Source organism: Rhodoblastus sp., from assembly GCF_052145335.1.
Taxonomy (GTDB): domain Bacteria; phylum Pseudomonadota; class Alphaproteobacteria; order Rhizobiales; family Beijerinckiaceae; genus Rhodoblastus.
Map to the genome: position 1 here is coordinate 54964 of NZ_JBKQOU010000305.1, position 17548 is coordinate 72511.

Sequence of the window (17548 nt, forward strand, 5' to 3'; positions counted from 1 at the left end):
TCCGGGCCACCAAAAATCAGCGGAAACGCGACGTCGGCAGGTCGAAATCGGTTGGCGCGCCTTCCGGCACAAAGACCCCGTCTTCCCTCATCGCGCCTCGCGCGGGCGGGGACGGCGTTTCGGCGGCAGCAGGCGCGTGCAGCGCCATGGGACCGGTTTGCGCCGAGCGCCGTGGCGGCGCCGGCGGCCCGTTGGGTGAAACGCGCCGGGACGTATCGGCCGCAGCTATGGTCGCGGCGGCAAGCGCCAGATCCGGGCCGGAATGCATGGCATAGGCGCTAGCGCCCCGCGGCGCGCCGACCTGCGCAATGTCGAGATCGTCGTCGATTTCCGGCGCTTCGGGCAGGTTGTCCTTGTGCGGCCCTTCCTTGAGGGATGGCGGCTCGGTCATTTGCGGCGCCGGCTTGCAGATCCGGCGAGGGCCGGTCGAGGTCATGCCGTGCATGGCCAGATCGAGATGGATATGATTGTAGTGAAACATATTCGAGCCGGGACTGAGCACGGTGGCGAAATGGCCGCAGGCGCCACTATGGACGTCGCGCAAAAAGGCCTGGGTTTGCGGATCGCCGCGCGTCCAGTCATGGACCAGGGTGATGATGCGTCCGTCAGCCAGCCGGAAGCCGCCGACGTCGAGGGCGTTGCCGAAGGAATGTTCCGACAGACGCGCGCCGATCTGGTTGTTCATGCCGCGGCAATTATAAGAGCCCATGGAATCGATTTCGGCCACCGGCTGGCCGAAACGCGCCTGCGCCGCGGGCTGCACCACCTCGGCCAGCCAGGATTCGAGTTCGGCCACCATCGAGCAATCCAGCGTCTGCGTCGCATTGAACTGCACCGCCCCGCCCTGCAACGCCGTGACTTTCAATGGCCGCGTCAAGCCGCAAATCGAGGGGCCGTCGATCTCATGCGCCGCGGGCTGGACGTAGTTCGACAAGGCGACGCGCCGTTCCGCAAAACAGGCGGCTTCCGCCCGGGCGCGCCACGCCGGGCGTTCGGCGCGCTGGAATTTCGAGCAGCCGGCGAGAGCGCCGAGCGCAAGCATGATGAAAAGGGCTGTTTGACTGCGGCGCGCCATGCTGCAATTCCTGCAGCCGCCGCGTTAATCGGCGCTAAAGCAAAATAGTTAACGTTGAGAATTTCCGAAGTGACCGCGCGCTCTGGCGGGGATGAGAGCCGGCATTTCCCGTCTTCGCCTCGGAAAGGAAAACGGCGGCCGAATGGGCCGCCGTTCCAGGGAAAGATCAGCCTTGGGGCTCGGTCGGGCCCTGACTGGCTCGGCTGGCCATGAAGCGCTCGAATTCCTCGCGGTCCTTGGCCCGGCGCAGGCCGTCCAGATAATCGTTGAACGCCTTTTCGGCCTCGAAAATCTTGCGGCGTTCCTCTTCGAGGCGCGTAAGCTCCGCCTTGCGCCATTCGTCGAAAGCGGAATTGCCGCTCGACGCCGGCCATTCGGCGGAAAAATTGCGCGCCATGGCTCCAAGGCCGCTGCGTTTTTCGAATCCGCCCCATTTTTCCTGGGCGAACTGGCCAAAATCACCGGCATAGGCGGTCTTGGCCTGGAAGATCTTCCAGCCGAGTATGGCGAGGCCGACCGGCCAGAACAAAATGAAGCCGAGGATCATCGCCAGGAGTTCGATCGGTTTCCAGCGCATGCGTCCGCACGGCCCGGAATGGGCGTGGGAGTTAGCCGATGCATAGGCTCGGTGTGAACAGCTCATGTGACAGCTCCGTTCATCGGCCGCCGTGGACGGCGGCGATGTGAATGTAATATACATTTACATTGAAGCCGTGCACAGAGGCGCCGCCGAAAAATTTTCGTGATTATTTTTCCCTGGGAAAAACCGGCTCGACGCCGAGCGAACGGCGGATCTCGCCTTCGACCAGAGCGGCGACGGCGTCTTCGAGCAAGGTGGAAGCTTCCGCCGCGCCGCCGGCAAAATGGCCGGCCAGCAGCAGCTCGGCGACGCCATGGGTCGTCGCCCAGATTTGCACTGCAAGATTGCGGGCGTTTTTTTCCGGAGCATAGAAATGGCGCAGGACGGCGACGGTGGTTCGCACCAACTCGTCGAAGGCCTTTTGCGCCGCAGCCTGAGCCGCGGGTTCGGCGGCTGGCGGCGCGAGAAAGCCGGCGTCGCCGAACATGGCCTTGTAGAGACCGGGTTCGGCCTTGGCGAAAGCCAGGTAGGCTGCGCCGCGCCGGCGCAGCGCGGTGACCGGATCCGGGCGCCCGCCGTCCCAGGCGCGGCCAAGCTGTTCGTTGAAATGCTCGAAACCCTCTTGCGCCAGCGCCGCCACCAAGGCGCTGCGGTCGGCGAAATGACGGTAGGGCGCGGCGCCGGTGACCCCGACGCGCTTGGCCGCCTCGGCCAGGGTGAAACCAGCCGGACCGCGTTCGGACATCAGCGCCCGCGCGGCGGCGAGCAAAGCCTGGCGAAGCCGGCCGTGGTGGTAGCCGCGACCCTTGCCGCCAAATCCACCGTTTGGGCCGCCGCATCCATCGGTTTCGGCGCTCATGAACAATCCCGTCCGCCGCGAGGCGCGGCGCCTATAGCCGCTATCGCGCATTTTTTTTCGCGCGGCAATCTTTCCCTTCCTGGGCTGACACGGCGCCGGTCGGCGGCATTCGTGAAACGGCTTAATTTTTGCGCATTTTACGCCGTTTTGCGCAGGATTCGCGCCCCATCGCCTAATGTTTGGAATTGTTCCAGCATGTAAGCAATATTACAATAGCATCTTGTTTAAGCAGGAATTAGCCGGGTTCGAACCCGTTGGAGAACCCGAGCATGTCGACCGCAATCAAAGTGGAAATCATGTCGATCTGCGCCGCTTTCGCTTTCATCGGCGCCGTGCTCGTCGCCGTCTGGTGAGCGGAAATGATCTGAAGCAGCCTACGGCGCGCAAATCCGGGCGCTGGAAGTGGCGGCCCGCGCTCCCTCCCCCGCGGCCACACCAACGCCTGAGAGCTCCGCTCCTGTTCAACCGGGGCGGGGCTTCGGTTTTTTCCCCGGGCTTGCCACCAAGCAGCGCTAATGAAGCCTTCGGATTCGCGCAGGGCCGACGCATTCGGCAAGGCGCGAAAAAATCAGGCGGCGCACGAAAACCGGGGGGAAGGTTTTCATACGCCGCCCTCGGGCGTCCGGGGTTAATTTCGGACGCCTTTCCTTACCGGCTTTGCGCCGGTTTGAAGCGCAGGCTCGCCGATTGCTCAAACAACCGGTCCTGCGACTGAGCCAACATTTCCATCTTGCGTAGATTGATCGGCGCCAGATGCATCACCGAGTCGACCCAGATGTCGGTGACGTCTCGCAATTCGTCCATGGTCAGCGGCGAGATCCGTCGCCGCACCTTGCCGATCGCCCCCAACAGGCTATGCCGCTTGCCGTTTTCCGCAATGAAGGCCCGAGCGCGCGCCTGACCCTCGCCTTTTTCCGCGAGCATGTCGATCAGGCCCATCTCGTGCAACTCTTCCGCCTTGTACATGCGCCCGGACATGATCAGCTTTTCCGCACGTGCCGAATCGAGCCGACGCGAGATCAGACTATAGGCGCCCATGCCGGGAAACGTGTGGAACAGGGATTCGGGAAAGCCTAGATTGACGCCACGTTCGGCGATGACGAACTGGCAACTCAGCGCTGCCTCCAGGCCGCCGCCCAGCGCGTCTCCCTCCAGCACGGCCATGGTGACGACGGGCGAATCGAAGCCGTGGTAGATATTGTAAATGGCCTCGATGCAGGCATAGGCGTAATGCCGCAGCCCCTCGGCGTCGCGCGCACGCACACGGTCAAGAAAATAGGGCAGATCGCCGCCCATGTTGAACACGCCCGGACGCAGCGAGCCGCCGACGAGGAACTTGACCGGAGGCTCGTCAAATTGGTTGCGCTGATACAAAGCCCGAATATCGGCGTTCAGCGCGTTGAATTCGCGCAGCAGCGGCAAGGTCCAGCTCACGGAATTTTCGTGACGCATGGAGCACCAGATGGTTTTGGAGTTCGGGTCGAACCGGACTTCCAACAACCGGCGCGGCTTGAGCAGGAAGTCGAGACTATCCGACGCCGCGCTGCGGCTTTCCCTTCGCGGCAAAAGATTCGCCGCCCTGGAATTTCGGACTGGTGGAATGGAAAGCTGCGACGGAAACTCAACGAAATGGAGCATGACTCGAAAACTCAAACCGGCGTTGGCGGCCACAAGCGACTTTCGTCGCATGATCAAAGCTTAACAAGAATTAACTGTCCCAAATGTTATTTTTGGAACCATCTCAAGGAAATTACCAAAATTTCATGTTCAAATAAATTGTTGTAAATCAATATGATAGATAATATTGATTCAAAAGTGGTCACTATCCGCGCGCTCGACCAGCGGCGCGCCATAACGGGCCAGCAGACCAGTTTCATCGCCGCAGCGGGCGATCAGTTCCGCCACGTCGGCAGGCCGCGCGTCGATCAGGCTGGCCAGCGCCGCGTCTCCGATCAGCCGCGCCGGAGCGACGCCGGTCTTCCGCGCGATCGCCCGTCGGGCCTCGCGCAAGCCGCGCAGCCGACGTGCCTGTCCGACGTCGAGAGCGGGCTCCGGAGGCGGAGAAAAAAACTCTGCCGCGACCGGCGACGCATCCGAAGCTGGTTCAGCGTCTGTCATCGGACGCGAAAAGCGTTCGAATCCGCTGTGGATCACGTGGCGAGCCAAAATTCGCGCCTCGGCCGGCGCGCCGCAGGCCAAACGCGCCGCGCGCCGCAAAAAGCCGAAACGGCCACGGCAATTGTCACATTGGCCGCAAGGCGGCCCGACTTCGCCGAGCGCCGCCAGCATATGTTGTTCCCGGCAATCGGCAGCGGCGAGATAGTCGACCAGGATTTTCGCGCGCCGCGCCGCCACCGGATCGAGACGCGCCAGTTCGAACCTCGCCGCGCGCAGGTCCGCCAGGCTTTTGCGCGAATAAAGCGCGATGGCCTCGGCCGGCTGGCCATCGCGTCCGGCGCGGCCGGTTTCCTGGTAGAGCGTTTCCAAATGCTCCGGCATGTCGGCGTGGATGACATAGCGGACGTCCGGCTTGTCGACGCCCAGCCCGAAAGCGATGGTCGCCACCATGACCATGTCCGGCCGCGCCAGAAACTCGTCCTGCCGCTCCTCGCGTGTCCGCGTCGGCAGACCGGCGTGATAGGAGGCCGCCTTATGGCCTGCCTCGCTAAGCTTTTGCGCCAGGAAATCCGCCTTTTTGCGCGAACCGCAATAAACGATTCCGCTCATGTTCCGCCGCGCTGCGGCCAGTTCGACAAGCTGGCGTGTCGAATCGCGCCCCTGCGGCGCAGCCGAAAGCGCAATCGCCCTACGGCGGAACGAGCCGATCAGTTGGCGCGGCGGACGGACAAACAGTTTTTCGACAATTTGCGCGCGCGTGCCCGGCGCCGCCGTGGCGGTGGCGGCGACCATTTGCGGGAAGCCCAAAACCTCGGCCGCCTCGCCGATCGTTGCGTATTCCGGACGGAAATCGTGGCCCCATTGCGCGACGCAATGGGCCTCGTCCACCGCCAGCAGGCGCACGTCCGCTCCGCGCAGAAGGTTCAAAGTATCGGAATCAGCCAGCCGTTCCGGCGAAAGATAGAGCAGGTTCAGGCGCCGACGCTCAATGTCCCGGCAAAGTTTCGCGTAGGCGCCCGAATCGATCTCCGCGTGCAGCGCGCTCGCCGCGACGCCCGATTTTTGCAGTTTCAGCGCCTGGTCGCGCATCAAGGCGACCAGCGGCGAGACAACAACGGTCAGGCCTGGACGCGCGATGGCGGGTAATTGATAGATCAGCGATTTGCCGCCGCCGGTCGGCCACAGCACAAAAACGTCCTCGCCATCGAGCACGGCTTCGATCGCCTCGCCTTGCCCGGACAAAAAATCCCCGAAACCGAATTTTTCGCGCAGGATTTTTCGCGCGGCCTCCATGTCAGCCATCGCCGTCAGCCATTGAACGAGCGAACTTTTTCGCGGTCAGACTCAGCAAACCGCCCCCCGTTGCGACAAATAGAGGCGCCAAAGTCGAAAGCTTTGAGGGCGCTTGCCCGATTGTCATGTGCCGATCCGCAGCCTAGATTGCTTTAGCGCCACGCGATTTCCGGGTCGCCGGGCGGCAATAATTTGCACCGATTCGGGCTATTAGTCCCGACCGTCAGGAAGGAAACCAAGCATGAAACTGATCCAGGCTCTGTCGGCCGCCGCCGCCCTCGCGTTCATCTCCTCGACCGCCTTCGCCGCCGGCGACCCGGAAGCGGGCGCCAAGGTTTTCAACAAGTGCATGGCCTGCCACAAGGTCGGTCCCGGCGCCAAGAACGGCGTCGGCCCGGAGCTGAACGGCCTCAACGGCCGCAAGACCGGCGCAGTGGAAGGCTATGCCTATTCCGACGCCAACAAGAATTCCGGCCTGACCTGGGACGAGGCGACCTTCAAGGAATATATCACCGCGCCGCAGAAGAAGATTCCCGGCACCAAAATGACCTTCCCGGGCCTGCCCAACGAAGCCGACCGCGACAATCTCTGGGCCTACCTCGTCCAGTTCAAGGCCGACGGCTCCAAGTAAGACTTTTCGACGTATTGCCGAGTTTGACGCCGGTCGCGACCCTCGCGGCCGGCGTTTTTCTTTTTTGCGCGACGATTCGGCAAATTGCCGCTTTCCCTTTTCCGCCGGCAGGCGCCCTTCGACCTCGCCGAAAAACGGGCCTCTTAAAGAAGCCCTTTGGGCTTATGCGAGGGATTCCTTGATCGCGACTTGTCGCGATCAAGGAAATGGAAATATACATCGCCTATGACCGACCTCTCGCTCGATTACGCCCTGCAGACCCCCGGCGACCTGCCCGCTATCCGCAAGCTGGAGGCGCGCGCCTTCGGACCGGGCCGTTTCGCCAAGACCGCCTATCGCCTGCGCGAGGGCGTCGCGCCGGACTGGAGCCTGTCTTACCTCGCGCGGATCGGCGGCATGCTGGTCGGCGCCAACACCATGACGCGCATCGCGATCGGCGGCGCCCCGGCCCTGCTGCTCGGCCCGCTGACGGTGGAAGAAGCCTTCCGCGCGAGGGGATTGGGCGAGGAACTGGCGCAGAAATCGCTCGACGCCGCCAAAGCCGCCGGCCATAGCCTGGTCATTCTCGTCGGCGACGCGCCGTTTTACGAACGTCTCGGTTTTTCGCGCACGCCATTCGGCCGGTTCCAGTTTCCCGGCCCGGTCGATCCGACGCGGCTTTTGCATTGCGCCCTGCAGCCGGGCGCGCTGGAAAATTTTCGAGGCGCGGTGACGTTTTTGATCGGAACGACCTAACGCGCCCTGCCCCGCCGCCCTTCCCAGGCCCAGGCGGCGACCAAGGCGCCGAGCAACGCCAGCAGGCCGAACAGGCCGACCGCCAGCGGCGCCAACCTGATGCCGTGAGCGACGCTGGCGCCAGTGCGCCGGACGCCGATGAAATCTGCGCCGGCATAGACTGGGCTATCGCGCATGGCGACGATTCGCGGCAAGCGTATCCCGCTTCCCTGGGCCTCGCCGATGCGCCGGACCGAGCCGCCGCTGGCTTCCGCCAAAGGCCGCAGTTTTTCCGGCGTCGACCCCACTTCGCGATATTCGAGCGGATTTTCCGGCCCGACATTGACCAGGGCGGTCATCTCGCCCTGGGTCAGCCGATAGAGGCCCAATTCATCGGCCGTGACCTTGCCGCGAAAAAGTCCCGGCGCCGCCGGACTCAAGACGATATCCTCCGCCTTGCCGGAAGGCGCGACGGCATGAACGGGGCCGGCGGAATCGCCCAGAGTCTGGCGCTCGACGGCAACCTCCCGCCCCTTCGCATTCGCGCGTAAGTATTCCTCTTCCAGCTCCGGCTCCTTCATCAGCCAATGCGCCATGCGCCGCATCAGATCCTCATAGGGGCCGCCGCCCTCAAACCCCCGCGACCACAACCAGCTCTGGTCGGTCAGCAGCAGACCCACCCGTCCCTTGCCTTCGCGCGACAGCACCAGAAGCGGCGCGCCGCCCGCGCCGTCAAGCACCGAGGCGCCGCGCATGAAAACCGCCTGTTCCTGGCGGAACCATTGGCCCCAGGCGGGCGGCCTGGCTTCGGCGCCGGGCAGGTCGCGCGTCACCGGATGGCGCGCGCCGAGGGACGACAAGGCGGCGCGGAACGGCGTCTCGATCACCTCGCCGGTCGGACGCGCCGGGATCACCTTGCCGATCGGGGTATAATAGAGCCCGTCGGGCTGGGAAAAATTCGGCCCGGCGACAATGGCCAGGGCGCCGCCCTCGCGGACATATTTGACGATATTGTCGAAATAGTTCGGCGGCAGCAGGCCCATGTTGGAATAGCGGTCGAAAACGATCAGGTCGAAATCGACGATCTTCCTGCCGAAAAGTTCAGCGGTGGGAAAGGCGATCAGCGCCAGTTCGCGGATCGGCGTGCCGTCCTGCTTTTCGGGCGGGCGCAGAATGGTGAAATGCACCAGTTCGACATTGGCGTCGGCCTTGAGCAGATTGCGCCAGGCGCGCTCGCCCGGATTGGGCTCGCCCGACACCAGCAGAATTTTCAAATGGTCGCGCACGCCTTCGACCGTCGCCACGGCCTTGTTGTTGACCAGGGTCAGTTCGTCGGGCGCCGGCTCGACGTCGAATTCCAGCACGTTGCGGCCGCCATGCTCCAGCCGCACCGGAATTTTCACCAGCTCGCCGGGACGCGCCAGCACGCGATTCAGCACCGCGCCGTCGCGCCTGACCGTCACCGTCACCGGATCATGCGAAGCAGGCGCATCCTCGACCTTGATGGTGAACACGACGTCCTTGCCGATCAGGCCGAAGCGCGGCGCCTCGACCAGCGTCACTCGACGGTCGCGTTCGCCTTCATGGCCGGTGATCAGCGCGTGAAGCGGCGCCTTGAGATTGGCGGCGGCGATCGACGTCGGAATGTCGTGAACGACGCCGTCGGTGACCATGATCACTGCGCCGAGCCGTTCCGGCGCCACATCGGCGAGGCCGGAATTGAGCGCCGTGAACAGCCGCGTGCCGTCGCCCTGCTCCACGTCCGTCTGCGATGCGCCGGCGTCGATGAACCGCACATCGACATCGCCGAGCGCCTTCAAGTCTTTTTCCAAGGCTTCGCGGGCGGCGTCGGTCTGGGCGCGTCGGTCGTCGAAATTCTGCGAGGCGCTGCGGTCGAGCACCACCGCGACCACGTCGTGAAGGTTTTCGCGCTGCTCCTCGACCAGCGACGGGCCGCTGAGCGCGCCAATCAGCAGCGCGAAGACCAGCGCCCGCGGAAGGGCGCCGCGACGACGCAAGACCAGAGCCGCCACGACCCAGGCCAGAGCCAAAGCCGCAAACAAAACCAGCAGCCATTGCGGCGCCAGAGGCGCGAAGGCCAGGCTGAACTCCTTCAATGCCCAAGTCCTTCCTTCAATGCCCTAACCTTTCGAGCAGTTCATGGACATGGACCTGATCGGCCTTGTAATTGCCGGTCAGCGTGTACATCACGATATTGACGCCGCCGCGCAGGGCCATTTCGCGCTGGCGCGGGCCACCCGGGTCGAGCGGATAAAGCGGCTCGCCGAAATTGTCCCCGGCCCAGCCCGCCGCCAGATCGTTGGAGGCGATGATGATCGGCGAGACGCCGTCGCCGGCGCGGGCGGGACGATTGGCGGCGTCGGGCTCCGGCGGCAGAGCCTCGATATAGGTCGGGCCGTTTTCGGTGCGGCCGACGAAATTATCGAGAATATAGAAGGTCTTGGTGACGACATGGTCCCTCGGCGCCGGCTCCAGCGGCGGCAGGTCGATGTCGGCGAGAAAAGTCCGCAACCAGTTCTGCGCCGCCGTGCGCGGCCCCCCGGCGAACTGCATGCCGCCGTCGCGGGTGTCGAACAGCACCAGCCCGCCCTGTTTCATATAGGCCCCTATGCGCTTGGCCACCGCCGCCCCCGGCTGCGGCCGGTCCGGCGCGATCGGCCAGTAGATCAGCGGATAGAAGGACAATTCGTCGCGCGCCGGATCGATGCCGCGCGGCGCGCCGGGGACGAGCGCGGTGCGCTGCGCCAAAACTTCCGATAGCGAGGTCAGGCCCTCGCGGCTGATCCGGTCGGCCCGCGCGTCTCCCGTGACGACATAGGCAAGTTTGGTGTTCAACGCCGCTTCGATATCGGCCTGCGGGACTTTGTCCGCATTGTCCGCCCGCGCCGGCGGCGTCGCGCCGAACAAGGCGACGAGAGCGAAAGCCGCTATCGCCGGGCCGGCCTGGCGCCTCCAGCGGCCGCCGAGCAGCAAGGTCGCCAAGGCATCGGCCAAAGCCAGCAGAAAAGCCGCGATCAGCAGGGGCGGGCGCAGGTCGACCGGATGCGGCCCCTCCAATTCCGAAGTCTTGAGTTTCAAACCGGCAAAATCAAGCGGCGCGAGACGCGTCTCCTTCGAGGCGGCGTTGAGCGCCCTCGGCGCCTCCGGCGCGCCATACAGGCCCGCCGGGTGATCGGCGTCCGGCGCGGCGATTCCCGCGCCCGGCAAAGGCTTCACCGTCGCAGCGGGCGCGACAAGGGCGCCGAAACCGTCAAGCATCTGCAGAGGCGGCAGGTTGGCCACCGCCTCGCCCGGCGCCCTCGCCTTGCCGACCACGCCCGCGCGATCGAGGATTTTGCGCAGCATGTCGACGAAAAGCCCAGATAGCGGCAGGTTCGACCAATTGGCGTCGGCGGAGACATGAAACAGGATCAGGCTTCCCGGTCCGCGCCGCTCTGCGGTGACCAGCGGCGTTCCATCCGCCAGTCGCGCCCAGGTCTTGCCCGGAAGGCCCTCCTCCGGTTCGGCCAGAACCTGACGCGACACGGTCGCCTCGGCGGGCGGGGTCAGGCCGAAAAACGGGCTGCTCTCGTCAAAGGGCGCCAAGGGCTTGGGATGGTCCCAGGACAAAGCGCCGCCAAGGGTGCGACCGCCGCGCCGCAGCCGGACGGGAAAGTAGTCGTCGCCGCCGGCCGCCAGTCGCGGCCCGGCGAAACGCAGGATGACGCCGCCGGCGGCGAGAAAGGCGTCGAGTTTTTCGCGTGTTTCCGGAGCTGCAACATTGGCGTCGGCGAGGATCAAGAGGTCCGCGCCGCCGTCGAGGAGATGCGCGACGGGATCGGGATCGCCGGGCTTGGTCTCGCGCACATCGGCGAAGGGGGAGAGCGCATCGCGCAGATAATGCAGCGGCGAGAGATAGGGCTGTTCCGCGCTGCCGCCAAAAACCAGACCGACGCGCCGCCGACGCGCCCCGGCGTCGAGCAGAAAAGTCGCTCCGGCGGAATTTTCACCGGAAATTACGAGACGGGCGATTTCATTGCGCAATTGCGTGGGCAGATCGAAACGGGCCTTGGCCTCGAACGCGGCGGCAAAATCGAAATCCGCCTCGCCGAGGGGCGCCCCCTTCGCGTCAAAGGCCTGGATTTTGCCAGCGGAAGCTCCCGTCGCCGCTGATCTCCTCAGTAAAACCTCCATCGCCGCCGCCTGATTATCGGCGCCGTCCAAAATCCGTGTCGCGCGCGGACCACGCAGGATTTCCGTACCTGGCGCCAGCGCCGCGAGTTCGCGGGCAAAGTTCGCGCCGTCCGCGTCCGCCAGTCCGTCGCTCAGCCAGACCACATGGTCTGTCTTTTGCGCTTGCAGAAACTCGGCGATGTTTGCCAGCGCCGGCATTCGGGCGGGAAGATAGGCTTTTGGCGCCAGCGCGCGCAAATGCGCCAGAGCGGTGGAAAATTCCTCCAGTTTCGGCGCCGCGGTTTCCGACAAAGCCATCACGGCGGCGGGCTGGCCTTGCCGTCCCGCCTCCTCAAGCCGCGCTTCGGCCGCCTTCATGCGCAAAACCCAATCAGGAGCCGCCGTCCAGAAATCGTCGACCAGCAGCAGCAAAGGGCCTTTGCCCGCGACCGGAGCGCCGGCGGGGGAAAAAACCGGCCCGGCCATGGCGAGGACGACGAGGGCCGCCAGCGCCATGCGCAAAAGCAAAAGCCAGAACGGCGTGCGCGCCGGCGTGGCGTCGGGTTTTTTCTGGTCGAGTATGAGTTTCAGCGGCGGGAAGGCGACGCGCTGTGGCGGCGGCGGGGTCACCCGCAGCAAGAGATAGAGTAAAGGCGCCCCGGCCAAAGCCAGCAACACCCACGGCGCGGAAAAGGCGAGCGGAATAAAGCTCATCGGGCGCCATCCGCCGTCAGCGCCAGCCGCAGATGGAGCAGAGCCTCGGCGGCGGGACGGTCGGTCGCATGAAGGGCGAAAGTCCAGCCTTGAGCCCGCGCGGCTAAAGCCAAAGCGTCGCGATGCGCTTCAAGCCGCTGGGAATAGATGGCGGCGTAATCCTCCGCCCTTCCGGCGCGCAGCATAGAGCCCGCCTCGTCGAAAAACTCGGTCTGGCCTGCGAACGGAAAAGCCTGTTCCGCGGGGTCGTAAACCATCAGCACATGGCCGCGCGCGCCATTGGCGGCAAGCTTTTTCACAAGCGCAGCAACTTGCGCCGGATCGACAAGAAAATCGCCGATCAGCACCGCCTTTTCCCGAGGCCGCAGCGGCAGGGCGGGGGGCAGGTCGTCGAAGTTATCCTCGTTGCGGCGTGCTTCGCCGATCAACGCCACGGCGATGCGATCGACAATGTCGCGCGCGCAAATCAGCCGGGTGAAACCGAGCCAGCCGGTGCGCTCGCCGGCGCGGGCGCACGAATCCGCCAAAGCCAGGGCCAGGATCAGGGCGCGGTCGAGCTTCGACGGCAGGGCGTCGCTCGACCGGAAATTCATCGAGGCGGAGAGATCGGCCCAGACCCAGAGAACCTGCGCCGCCTCCCATTCCCTTTCGCGCACGTAAAGCCGGTCGTCGCGCGCCGAGCGCCGCCAATCGACGTTCTGCGCCGCCTCGCCGGCGATGAAAGGACGGAATTGCCAGAAATTTTCGCCCATGCCCGAACGCCTGCGCCCGTGCAGTCCCGTCTGCAACGACGCCGCCGCCTGACGCGCGGCGAGCGCCAGAGCCGGAAGTCGTCGCGCCAGATCGAGGGCCTGACGGCGTTTGCCGGGGTCGGGCCGGGCGTTTTCAGGCGGCAGGAAGGCGTGGTTTGGCGCCATCAGGCGAATCTTTGCGTCAGCCGGTCGATGACGGCGGCGATGCTCTCGCCGTCGGCGCGGGCGCTATAGGTCAGCGCCATGCGGTGTTTGAGGATCGGCGCGGCGAGCGCCAGCACATCGGCCTTGCTCGGCGCGAGGCGCCCTTGGGTCAGCGCGCGGGCGCGGCAGGCCAGCATCAGGCTCTGCGCCGCGCGAGGTCCCGGGCCCCAGGAGATGTGGCGCGTCAGTTCGGGATCGCCCTCGCCCGGCCGCAAGGCGCGGACCAGATCCAGGATACATTCGACAATCGCGGAGCCTACCGGCATCAGCCGCACCAGCGCCTGAATCTCCATCAGGCCGGCAGCGTCGAGGACAGCCAAAGGCTTGGGCCGCGCCTGTCCCGTCGTTTCGATCAAGATGCGCCTTTCCGCCGCGCGTTCCGGATAGGGAACGTCGATCTGCATCAGGAAGCGGTCGAGCTGGGCTTCCGGCAGCGGATAGGTGCCTTCCTGCTCCAGCGGATTTTGTGTCGCCAGCACGTGGAAAGGTTTGGGCAGGTCGTAACGCTCGCCGGCGATGGTGACATGGTATTCCTGCATCGCCTGCAACAGCGCCGACTGGGTGCGCGGGCTGGCGCGGTTGATTTCGTCGGCCATCAGCAATTGCGCGAAAATCGGCCCCTTGATGAAGCGGAAGGCGCGGCGATGGTCTGAGCTTTCCTCCAGCACTTCCGAGCCGAGGATGTCGGTGGGCATGAGATCGGGAGTGAACTGCACACGGTTGGCGTCGAGTCCCAGCACCCGGCCGAGCGTGTCGACCAGCAGCGTCTTGGCCAATCCGGGCGCGCCGACGAACAGGGCGTGGCCGCCCGAAAGCAGCGTCACCACCGCCTCCTCGACCACGATATCCTGACCGAAAATCGCTTGGCCGATGGCGGCGCGCGCGGCGGAAAGGCAATCGAGCGCGTTTTGCGCCCGGCTTTCGATCTGCGATTCGGACAGGGAGGCTGGTTCGTCCCGGAGGGCGGGGTCGGCGTTCATTCCAGATTTTCTCCAAAGGCGGCGGCGCGGGCCGGGTCTGGTTTTTTGGCGGCGCGATTGTCGGGCCGCAGCCTAACATATAGGTTGGCGCGGCTTTGCATAGAACCCGATTAAATTCGCCGCGTTCAACATAGACGCTATAAAATACCGCCAAATCATGGCGCCGGAGTTTTGCGGATGAGCGATGGGATTTTGCCGGCCGAGCCTCTGCGCGGGCTGGAGGCGGTCCAAAAAACGCGCGGACCGGCGCCGGTGCATTTGTGGAACCCGCCCTATTGCGGCGAGATCGACATGCGCATCGCCCGCGACGGGACCTGGTACTACAACGGCACGCCGATCGGACGCCCGGCGCTGGTGCAGCTTTTCGCCGGCGTCCTGCGCAAGGATCCCGAGCGTTTCGTGCTGGTCACGCCGGTCGAGCGGGTCGGCGTCACCGTCGAGGACGCGCCTTTTCTCGGCGTCGAGCTTTTACGCGAGGGTGAAGGCGCGACGCAGGTTCTACGGTTGCGCACCAATGTCGAAGACTGGGTGGAGATTTCGCCGAAAAATCCGCTGAAGTTTCTGCCCGGCGATAGCGGCGGCCTGAAACCTTATGTGCTGGTGCGCGGTGATCTCTGGGCCCTGGTCAAGCGCGCCCTGTTTTATGATCTCGTCGGCTGGGGCGGCGTCTGCATCGTCGATGGCGAGGAGTTTTTCGGCGTTCATTCCGGCGGCGGCTTTTTCCCGATGGCGCCGATGCGCGACATTGCGGGCTTGATATGAATCTGGTGGACCAAATTTTCAGCGCCGAGGATTTTTGCGCCCGGGCGCAAAAAATCCTCGGCCAGAGCTGGCCGGAACAGGCTTTCGATCCCGCGACCCGTCCGCATCACGGCGACCATCGTCTGGACGAGCCTCTGCCCGGCGAAACCGCGCTGATTCCGGCGCCAGCGCGCCCCGCCGCCGTGCTGGCGCCGGTCGTCGCGCACCAGGGCGGCGCGACCGTATTGTTGACCCAGCGCGCCGCCGCCTTGCGCGACCATTCCGGCCAGATCGCTTTTCCCGGCGGCAAGATCGAACCGGGCGAATCGCCGCTCGACGCCGCCCTGCGCGAGGCGGAGGAGGAAATCGGCCTCGGGCGTGAAAACATCGAAATTCTCGGCTGTCTAGATCCCTACCAGACCTCGACCGGCTTTCGCGTCTTTCCGCTGGTCGGGCTGCTGCGCCCGCCCCTCGTTCTGAGTCTGAACCGGCAGGAAGTGGACGAGGCTTTCGAGACGCCCTTGTCCTTTCTGATGAACCCCGCCAATCATCAGCGGCTGAGACGCCAATGGCAGGGGAAAGAGCGGCAATTTTACGCCATGCCCTATCAAAACCGCTATATCTGGGGCGCGACGGCGGGCATGATCCGCAATCTCTACGAGAGGCTTTATCGCTAAATGGCGCGCTCGTTGCTGGAAACCCTCGGCCTCTTCACTCTGCCATTCCTGCTTTACGCGTTTTTCCTGGTGTTCCGGGCGCGTCATCCGCTGCTGGTTGAGCATTGGTCGCGCGGCGCCGTGTCCTGGCTCACCCTGGCCGGGCTCCTTTTGGCCATCGCCAGCTTTCTCGTCGCCGGCTTTTTCGACGGCCGCAGCCGCGGCGCCTATATTCCCGCCCATATCGACGAAAACGGCCGCCTGACGCCGGGACATTTCCAGTGACGCCGGAAAATTCGCAGCAGGCCATCAAAAAGCTTCTCGCGCGGGCCGCCCTGAAAAAGCTGTTCAAAGCCCTTGAGGGCGAGGAAGTCCGCGTCGTCGGCGGCGCCGTGCGCAACGCCTTGCTCGGCGAAGAAATTTCCGACATCGACATCGCCACCGCCGCCCTGCCGCAAACCATCGCAGAAAAAGCTGGCAAAGCTGGGCTGCGCGTCGTTCCCACCGGCATCGACCACGGCACCTTGACGCTGGTTTTCGATGGAACCCATTTCGAAGTGACTTCGCTGCGCGAGGACGTCGAAACCGATGGGCGGCGGGCGAAAGTGCGTTTCGGCCGCGATTTCGCCGCCGACGCCTTGCGGCGCGATTTCACCGTCAACGCGCTCTCGGTCGACGCCAACGGCAGGCTTTACGATTATACCGGCGGCCTGGATGATTTGGCGGCGCGGCGCATCCGTTTCATCGGCGAGCCGGAAAAACGCATCTCCGAGGATTTTCTGCGCATTCTGCGCTTCTTCCGATTTTCCGCCTCCTATGGCGACGGACCGCTCGACGCGCCGGGATTTGAAGCCTGCATCGCGTTGCGCGGGGGCATCGCCACTCTGTCACGGGAACGGCTTGGCGCCGAAACGCTGAAGATTCTGGCGGCCAAGCGCGCCGCTTTCGTCATCGAGACCATGGCCGGGGCCGGACTGCTGAGCTATTTGCGCGTCGCGCCCTGGCCAGCGCGGATGCGGCGCGTCGCCGCCACGCTGACGCTTCGAAAAATTTCCGACCCTTTACTGGTCCTGGCGGCGCTCGCCCTGCATAGCGAAGCCGACGCCGACAGGCTGGCCGACGGCTTGCGCTTGTCCAATGCGCAAAAGCGCCGCCTGAGCGCCATGGCCAGGGTCTGCTCCGCCTGGCATGGCGCGGCGGCGCCCCCGGAAACCAAAGTGCTGCGCGAGGCGTTGTTCTCGCATGGAGCGCCTGCGGCGCGCGACGGCCTGACGCTGATCCAGGCGGAAAGCGGGTCTGCGCCCGACGATCCGGACTTTCTGCGCGCCGACGCCTTTTTGCGCGACACGCCGGCGCCGAAACCGCCTTTCGCCGCCTCGGACCTGATCGCGCGCGGCGTGGCGCAAGGCGCCGGACTGGGCGACGCGCTGAAACATCTGCAGTCCCTGTGGATTCGCGCCGGTTTCCCGCAAGACCCGCAAGTCGTGGCGCGACTGATAGATGAAGCGCGCGACGAATCGCGCTGGACGCCGCCGCGCCATTAGTGGTTTAATTTTAGGCGGGGACTATCATGGCCGTCGAAAACAGAAATCCCGGCGATCTCGCCGCGCGCCTGGCGCAGAAACTGTCGCGGCTTTCCAGCGAGAGGCGGACGGCGGACGGATTCAAGCGAGAATCCTTCACCTTGCCGCGAGAAAAGGCCCGCGAAAAAGCCCGCGAATGGTTCAGCCGCTTTCCCAAGGCCGCCTATATGACGGAAATCGAATCCTGGCGCGAATTGGACGACGGCAATATCGAATTCACCATGCGCCGCCTGCCCAGCGCCGATTGACGCGGCGCGAATGCGCCGTAATTCCCCTTGTCGTCAACTCGTAATCGTTTATTAACCAGAATATTCATGCGCTATGTTACTGTATTGTCTATGAATAAGGCACCTGTACGCCCGGCTTCACAATTAAGAAATGCAATAAAGCTCTTAAACATACGCCGCATATTTTAAGTTATTGTTCGCCATAAGCGCATCACAATCCTTAAAACGTATAAACCATTTATTTTTAC

At 64.4% G+C, this 17548-nt stretch carries 16 protein-coding genes; 7 read left to right on the plus strand and 9 right to left on the minus strand.

From position 1 onward, the window contains the following. Positions 1-16 precede the first annotated feature (16 nt). The 5 genes from ACLP2E_RS18775 to ACLP2E_RS18795 all read right to left on the minus strand — a co-directional run bounded on the left by ACLP2E_RS18775 (position 17) and on the right by ACLP2E_RS18795 (position 5934). Positions 17-1075 carry an extensin-like domain-containing protein gene (locus ACLP2E_RS18775; RefSeq protein ID WP_442463701.1) on the minus strand — a complete coding sequence of 353 codons (1059 nt, stop codon included), beginning with the start codon at positions 1073-1075 and terminating at the stop codon, positions 17-19. A 166-nt stretch (positions 1076-1241) separates the two neighbouring features. Continuing rightward, positions 1242-1718 carry a DUF2852 domain-containing protein gene (locus ACLP2E_RS18780; RefSeq protein WP_442463700.1) on the minus strand — a complete coding sequence of 159 codons (477 nt, stop codon included), beginning with the start codon at positions 1716-1718 and terminating at the stop codon, positions 1242-1244. A 103-nt stretch (positions 1719-1821) separates the two neighbouring features. Continuing rightward, a complete protein-coding gene (locus tag ACLP2E_RS18785; protein ID WP_442463699.1) occupies positions 1822-2514 on the minus strand; it encodes a TetR/AcrR family transcriptional regulator in 693 nt (230 codons plus the stop codon). 648 nt (positions 2515-3162) lie between these two features. Then, positions 3163-4080, minus strand: coding sequence for a crotonase/enoyl-CoA hydratase family protein (locus ACLP2E_RS18790; RefSeq protein ID WP_442463698.1), 918 nt, complete (start codon positions 4078-4080; stop codon positions 3163-3165). 243 nt (positions 4081-4323) lie between these two features. Continuing rightward, a complete protein-coding gene (locus tag ACLP2E_RS18795; RefSeq protein ID WP_442466790.1) occupies positions 4324-5934 on the minus strand; it encodes a RecQ family ATP-dependent DNA helicase in 1611 nt (536 codons plus the stop codon). Between the two features lie 232 nt (positions 5935-6166). Here ACLP2E_RS18795 and ACLP2E_RS18800 point away from each other — a divergent pair, with 232 nt between their 5' ends. Further along, positions 6167-6556 (plus strand): c-type cytochrome, encoded by a 390-nt coding sequence (locus ACLP2E_RS18800; RefSeq protein WP_442463696.1) that lies wholly within the window; start codon positions 6167-6169, stop codon positions 6554-6556. A gap of 225 nt (positions 6557-6781) precedes the next feature. After that, positions 6782-7291: a GNAT family N-acetyltransferase gene (locus ACLP2E_RS18805; protein WP_442463695.1), complete on the plus strand. Its 510-nt coding sequence runs from the start codon at positions 6782-6784 to the stop codon at positions 7289-7291. On the opposite strand, the gene ACLP2E_RS18810 is transcribed toward ACLP2E_RS18805, so the two are convergent. The 4 genes from ACLP2E_RS18810 to ACLP2E_RS18825 are packed head-to-tail and all read right to left on the minus strand — an operon-like array spanning position 7288 to position 14093. Beyond that, positions 7288-9387 (minus strand): hypothetical protein, encoded by a 2100-nt coding sequence (locus ACLP2E_RS18810; protein WP_442466791.1) that lies wholly within the window; start codon positions 9385-9387, stop codon positions 7288-7290. The two genes, ACLP2E_RS18805 and ACLP2E_RS18810, sit on opposite strands and share 4 nt — an antisense overlap. Positions 9388-9403: 16 nt before the next feature. Then, positions 9404-12157 carry a DUF4159 domain-containing protein gene (locus ACLP2E_RS18815; RefSeq protein WP_442463693.1) on the minus strand — a complete coding sequence of 918 codons (2754 nt, stop codon included), beginning with the start codon at positions 12155-12157 and terminating at the stop codon, positions 9404-9406. Next, a complete protein-coding gene (locus tag ACLP2E_RS18820) occupies positions 12154-13074 on the minus strand; it encodes a DUF58 domain-containing protein (RefSeq protein ID WP_442463692.1) in 921 nt (306 codons plus the stop codon). Before ACLP2E_RS18820 ends, ACLP2E_RS18815 begins: the two co-directional genes overlap by 4 nt. Next, positions 13074-14093, minus strand: coding sequence for an AAA family ATPase (locus ACLP2E_RS18825; RefSeq protein WP_442463691.1), 1020 nt, complete (start codon positions 14091-14093; stop codon positions 13074-13076). Before ACLP2E_RS18825 ends, ACLP2E_RS18820 begins: the two co-directional genes overlap by 1 nt. 177 nt (positions 14094-14270) lie before the next feature. Between ACLP2E_RS18825 and ACLP2E_RS18830 the strand changes: the two genes are divergently transcribed. Genes ACLP2E_RS18830 through ACLP2E_RS18850 form a run of 5 tightly spaced genes read left to right on the plus strand, consistent with a single transcriptional unit; the run spans position 14271 to position 17321 of the window. Further along, positions 14271-14855, plus strand: coding sequence for a DUF1285 domain-containing protein (locus tag ACLP2E_RS18830; protein ID WP_442463690.1), 585 nt, complete (start codon positions 14271-14273; stop codon positions 14853-14855). Further along, positions 14852-15511 carry a CoA pyrophosphatase gene (locus ACLP2E_RS18835; RefSeq protein WP_442466792.1) on the plus strand — a complete coding sequence of 220 codons (660 nt, stop codon included), beginning with the start codon at positions 14852-14854 and terminating at the stop codon, positions 15509-15511. Before ACLP2E_RS18830 ends, ACLP2E_RS18835 begins: the two co-directional genes overlap by 4 nt. Next, positions 15512-15775, plus strand: a complete 264-nt coding sequence (locus tag ACLP2E_RS18840; protein WP_442463688.1) for a DUF6111 family protein — start codon at positions 15512-15514, stop codon at positions 15773-15775. Beyond that, positions 15772-17034: a CCA tRNA nucleotidyltransferase gene (locus tag ACLP2E_RS18845; RefSeq protein WP_442466793.1), complete on the plus strand. Its 1263-nt coding sequence runs from the start codon at positions 15772-15774 to the stop codon at positions 17032-17034. Before ACLP2E_RS18840 ends, ACLP2E_RS18845 begins: the two co-directional genes overlap by 4 nt. Positions 17035-17060: 26 nt before the next feature. After that, positions 17061-17321, plus strand: coding sequence for a hypothetical protein (locus ACLP2E_RS18850; RefSeq protein ID WP_442463686.1), 261 nt, complete (start codon positions 17061-17063; stop codon positions 17319-17321). Positions 17322-17548 lie beyond the last annotated feature (227 nt).

Coding starts and splice junctions, on each gene's coding strand:
- ACLP2E_RS18775 (WP_442463701.1), bottom strand. CDS start 1,075: ATGGCGCGCCGCAGTCAAACAGCCCTTTTCATCATGCTTGCGCTCGGC.
- ACLP2E_RS18780 (WP_442463700.1), bottom strand. CDS start 1,718: ATGAGCTGTTCACACCGAGCCTATGCATCGGCTAACTCCCACGCCCAT.
- ACLP2E_RS18785 (WP_442463699.1), bottom strand. CDS start 2,514: ATGAGCGCCGAAACCGATGGATGCGGCGGCCCAAACGGTGGATTTGGC.
- ACLP2E_RS18795 (WP_442466790.1), bottom strand. CDS start 5,934: ATGGCTGACATGGAGGCCGCGCGAAAAATCCTGCGCGAAAAATTCGGT.
- ACLP2E_RS18800 (WP_442463696.1), top strand. CDS start 6,167: ATGAAACTGATCCAGGCTCTGTCGGCCGCCGCCGCCCTCGCGTTCATC.
- ACLP2E_RS18805 (WP_442463695.1), top strand. CDS start 6,782: ATGACCGACCTCTCGCTCGATTACGCCCTGCAGACCCCCGGCGACCTG.
- ACLP2E_RS18815 (WP_442463693.1), bottom strand. CDS start 12,157: ATGAGCTTTATTCCGCTCGCCTTTTCCGCGCCGTGGGTGTTGCTGGCT.
- ACLP2E_RS18820 (WP_442463692.1), bottom strand. CDS start 13,074: ATGGCGCCAAACCACGCCTTCCTGCCGCCTGAAAACGCCCGGCCCGAC.
- ACLP2E_RS18825 (WP_442463691.1), bottom strand. CDS start 14,093: ATGAACGCCGACCCCGCCCTCCGGGACGAACCAGCCTCCCTGTCCGAA.
- ACLP2E_RS18830 (WP_442463690.1), top strand. CDS start 14,271: ATGAGCGATGGGATTTTGCCGGCCGAGCCTCTGCGCGGGCTGGAGGCG.
- ACLP2E_RS18835 (WP_442466792.1), top strand. CDS start 14,852: ATGAATCTGGTGGACCAAATTTTCAGCGCCGAGGATTTTTGCGCCCGG.
- ACLP2E_RS18840 (WP_442463688.1), top strand. CDS start 15,512: ATGGCGCGCTCGTTGCTGGAAACCCTCGGCCTCTTCACTCTGCCATTC.
- ACLP2E_RS18850 (WP_442463686.1), top strand. CDS start 17,061: ATGGCCGTCGAAAACAGAAATCCCGGCGATCTCGCCGCGCGCCTGGCG.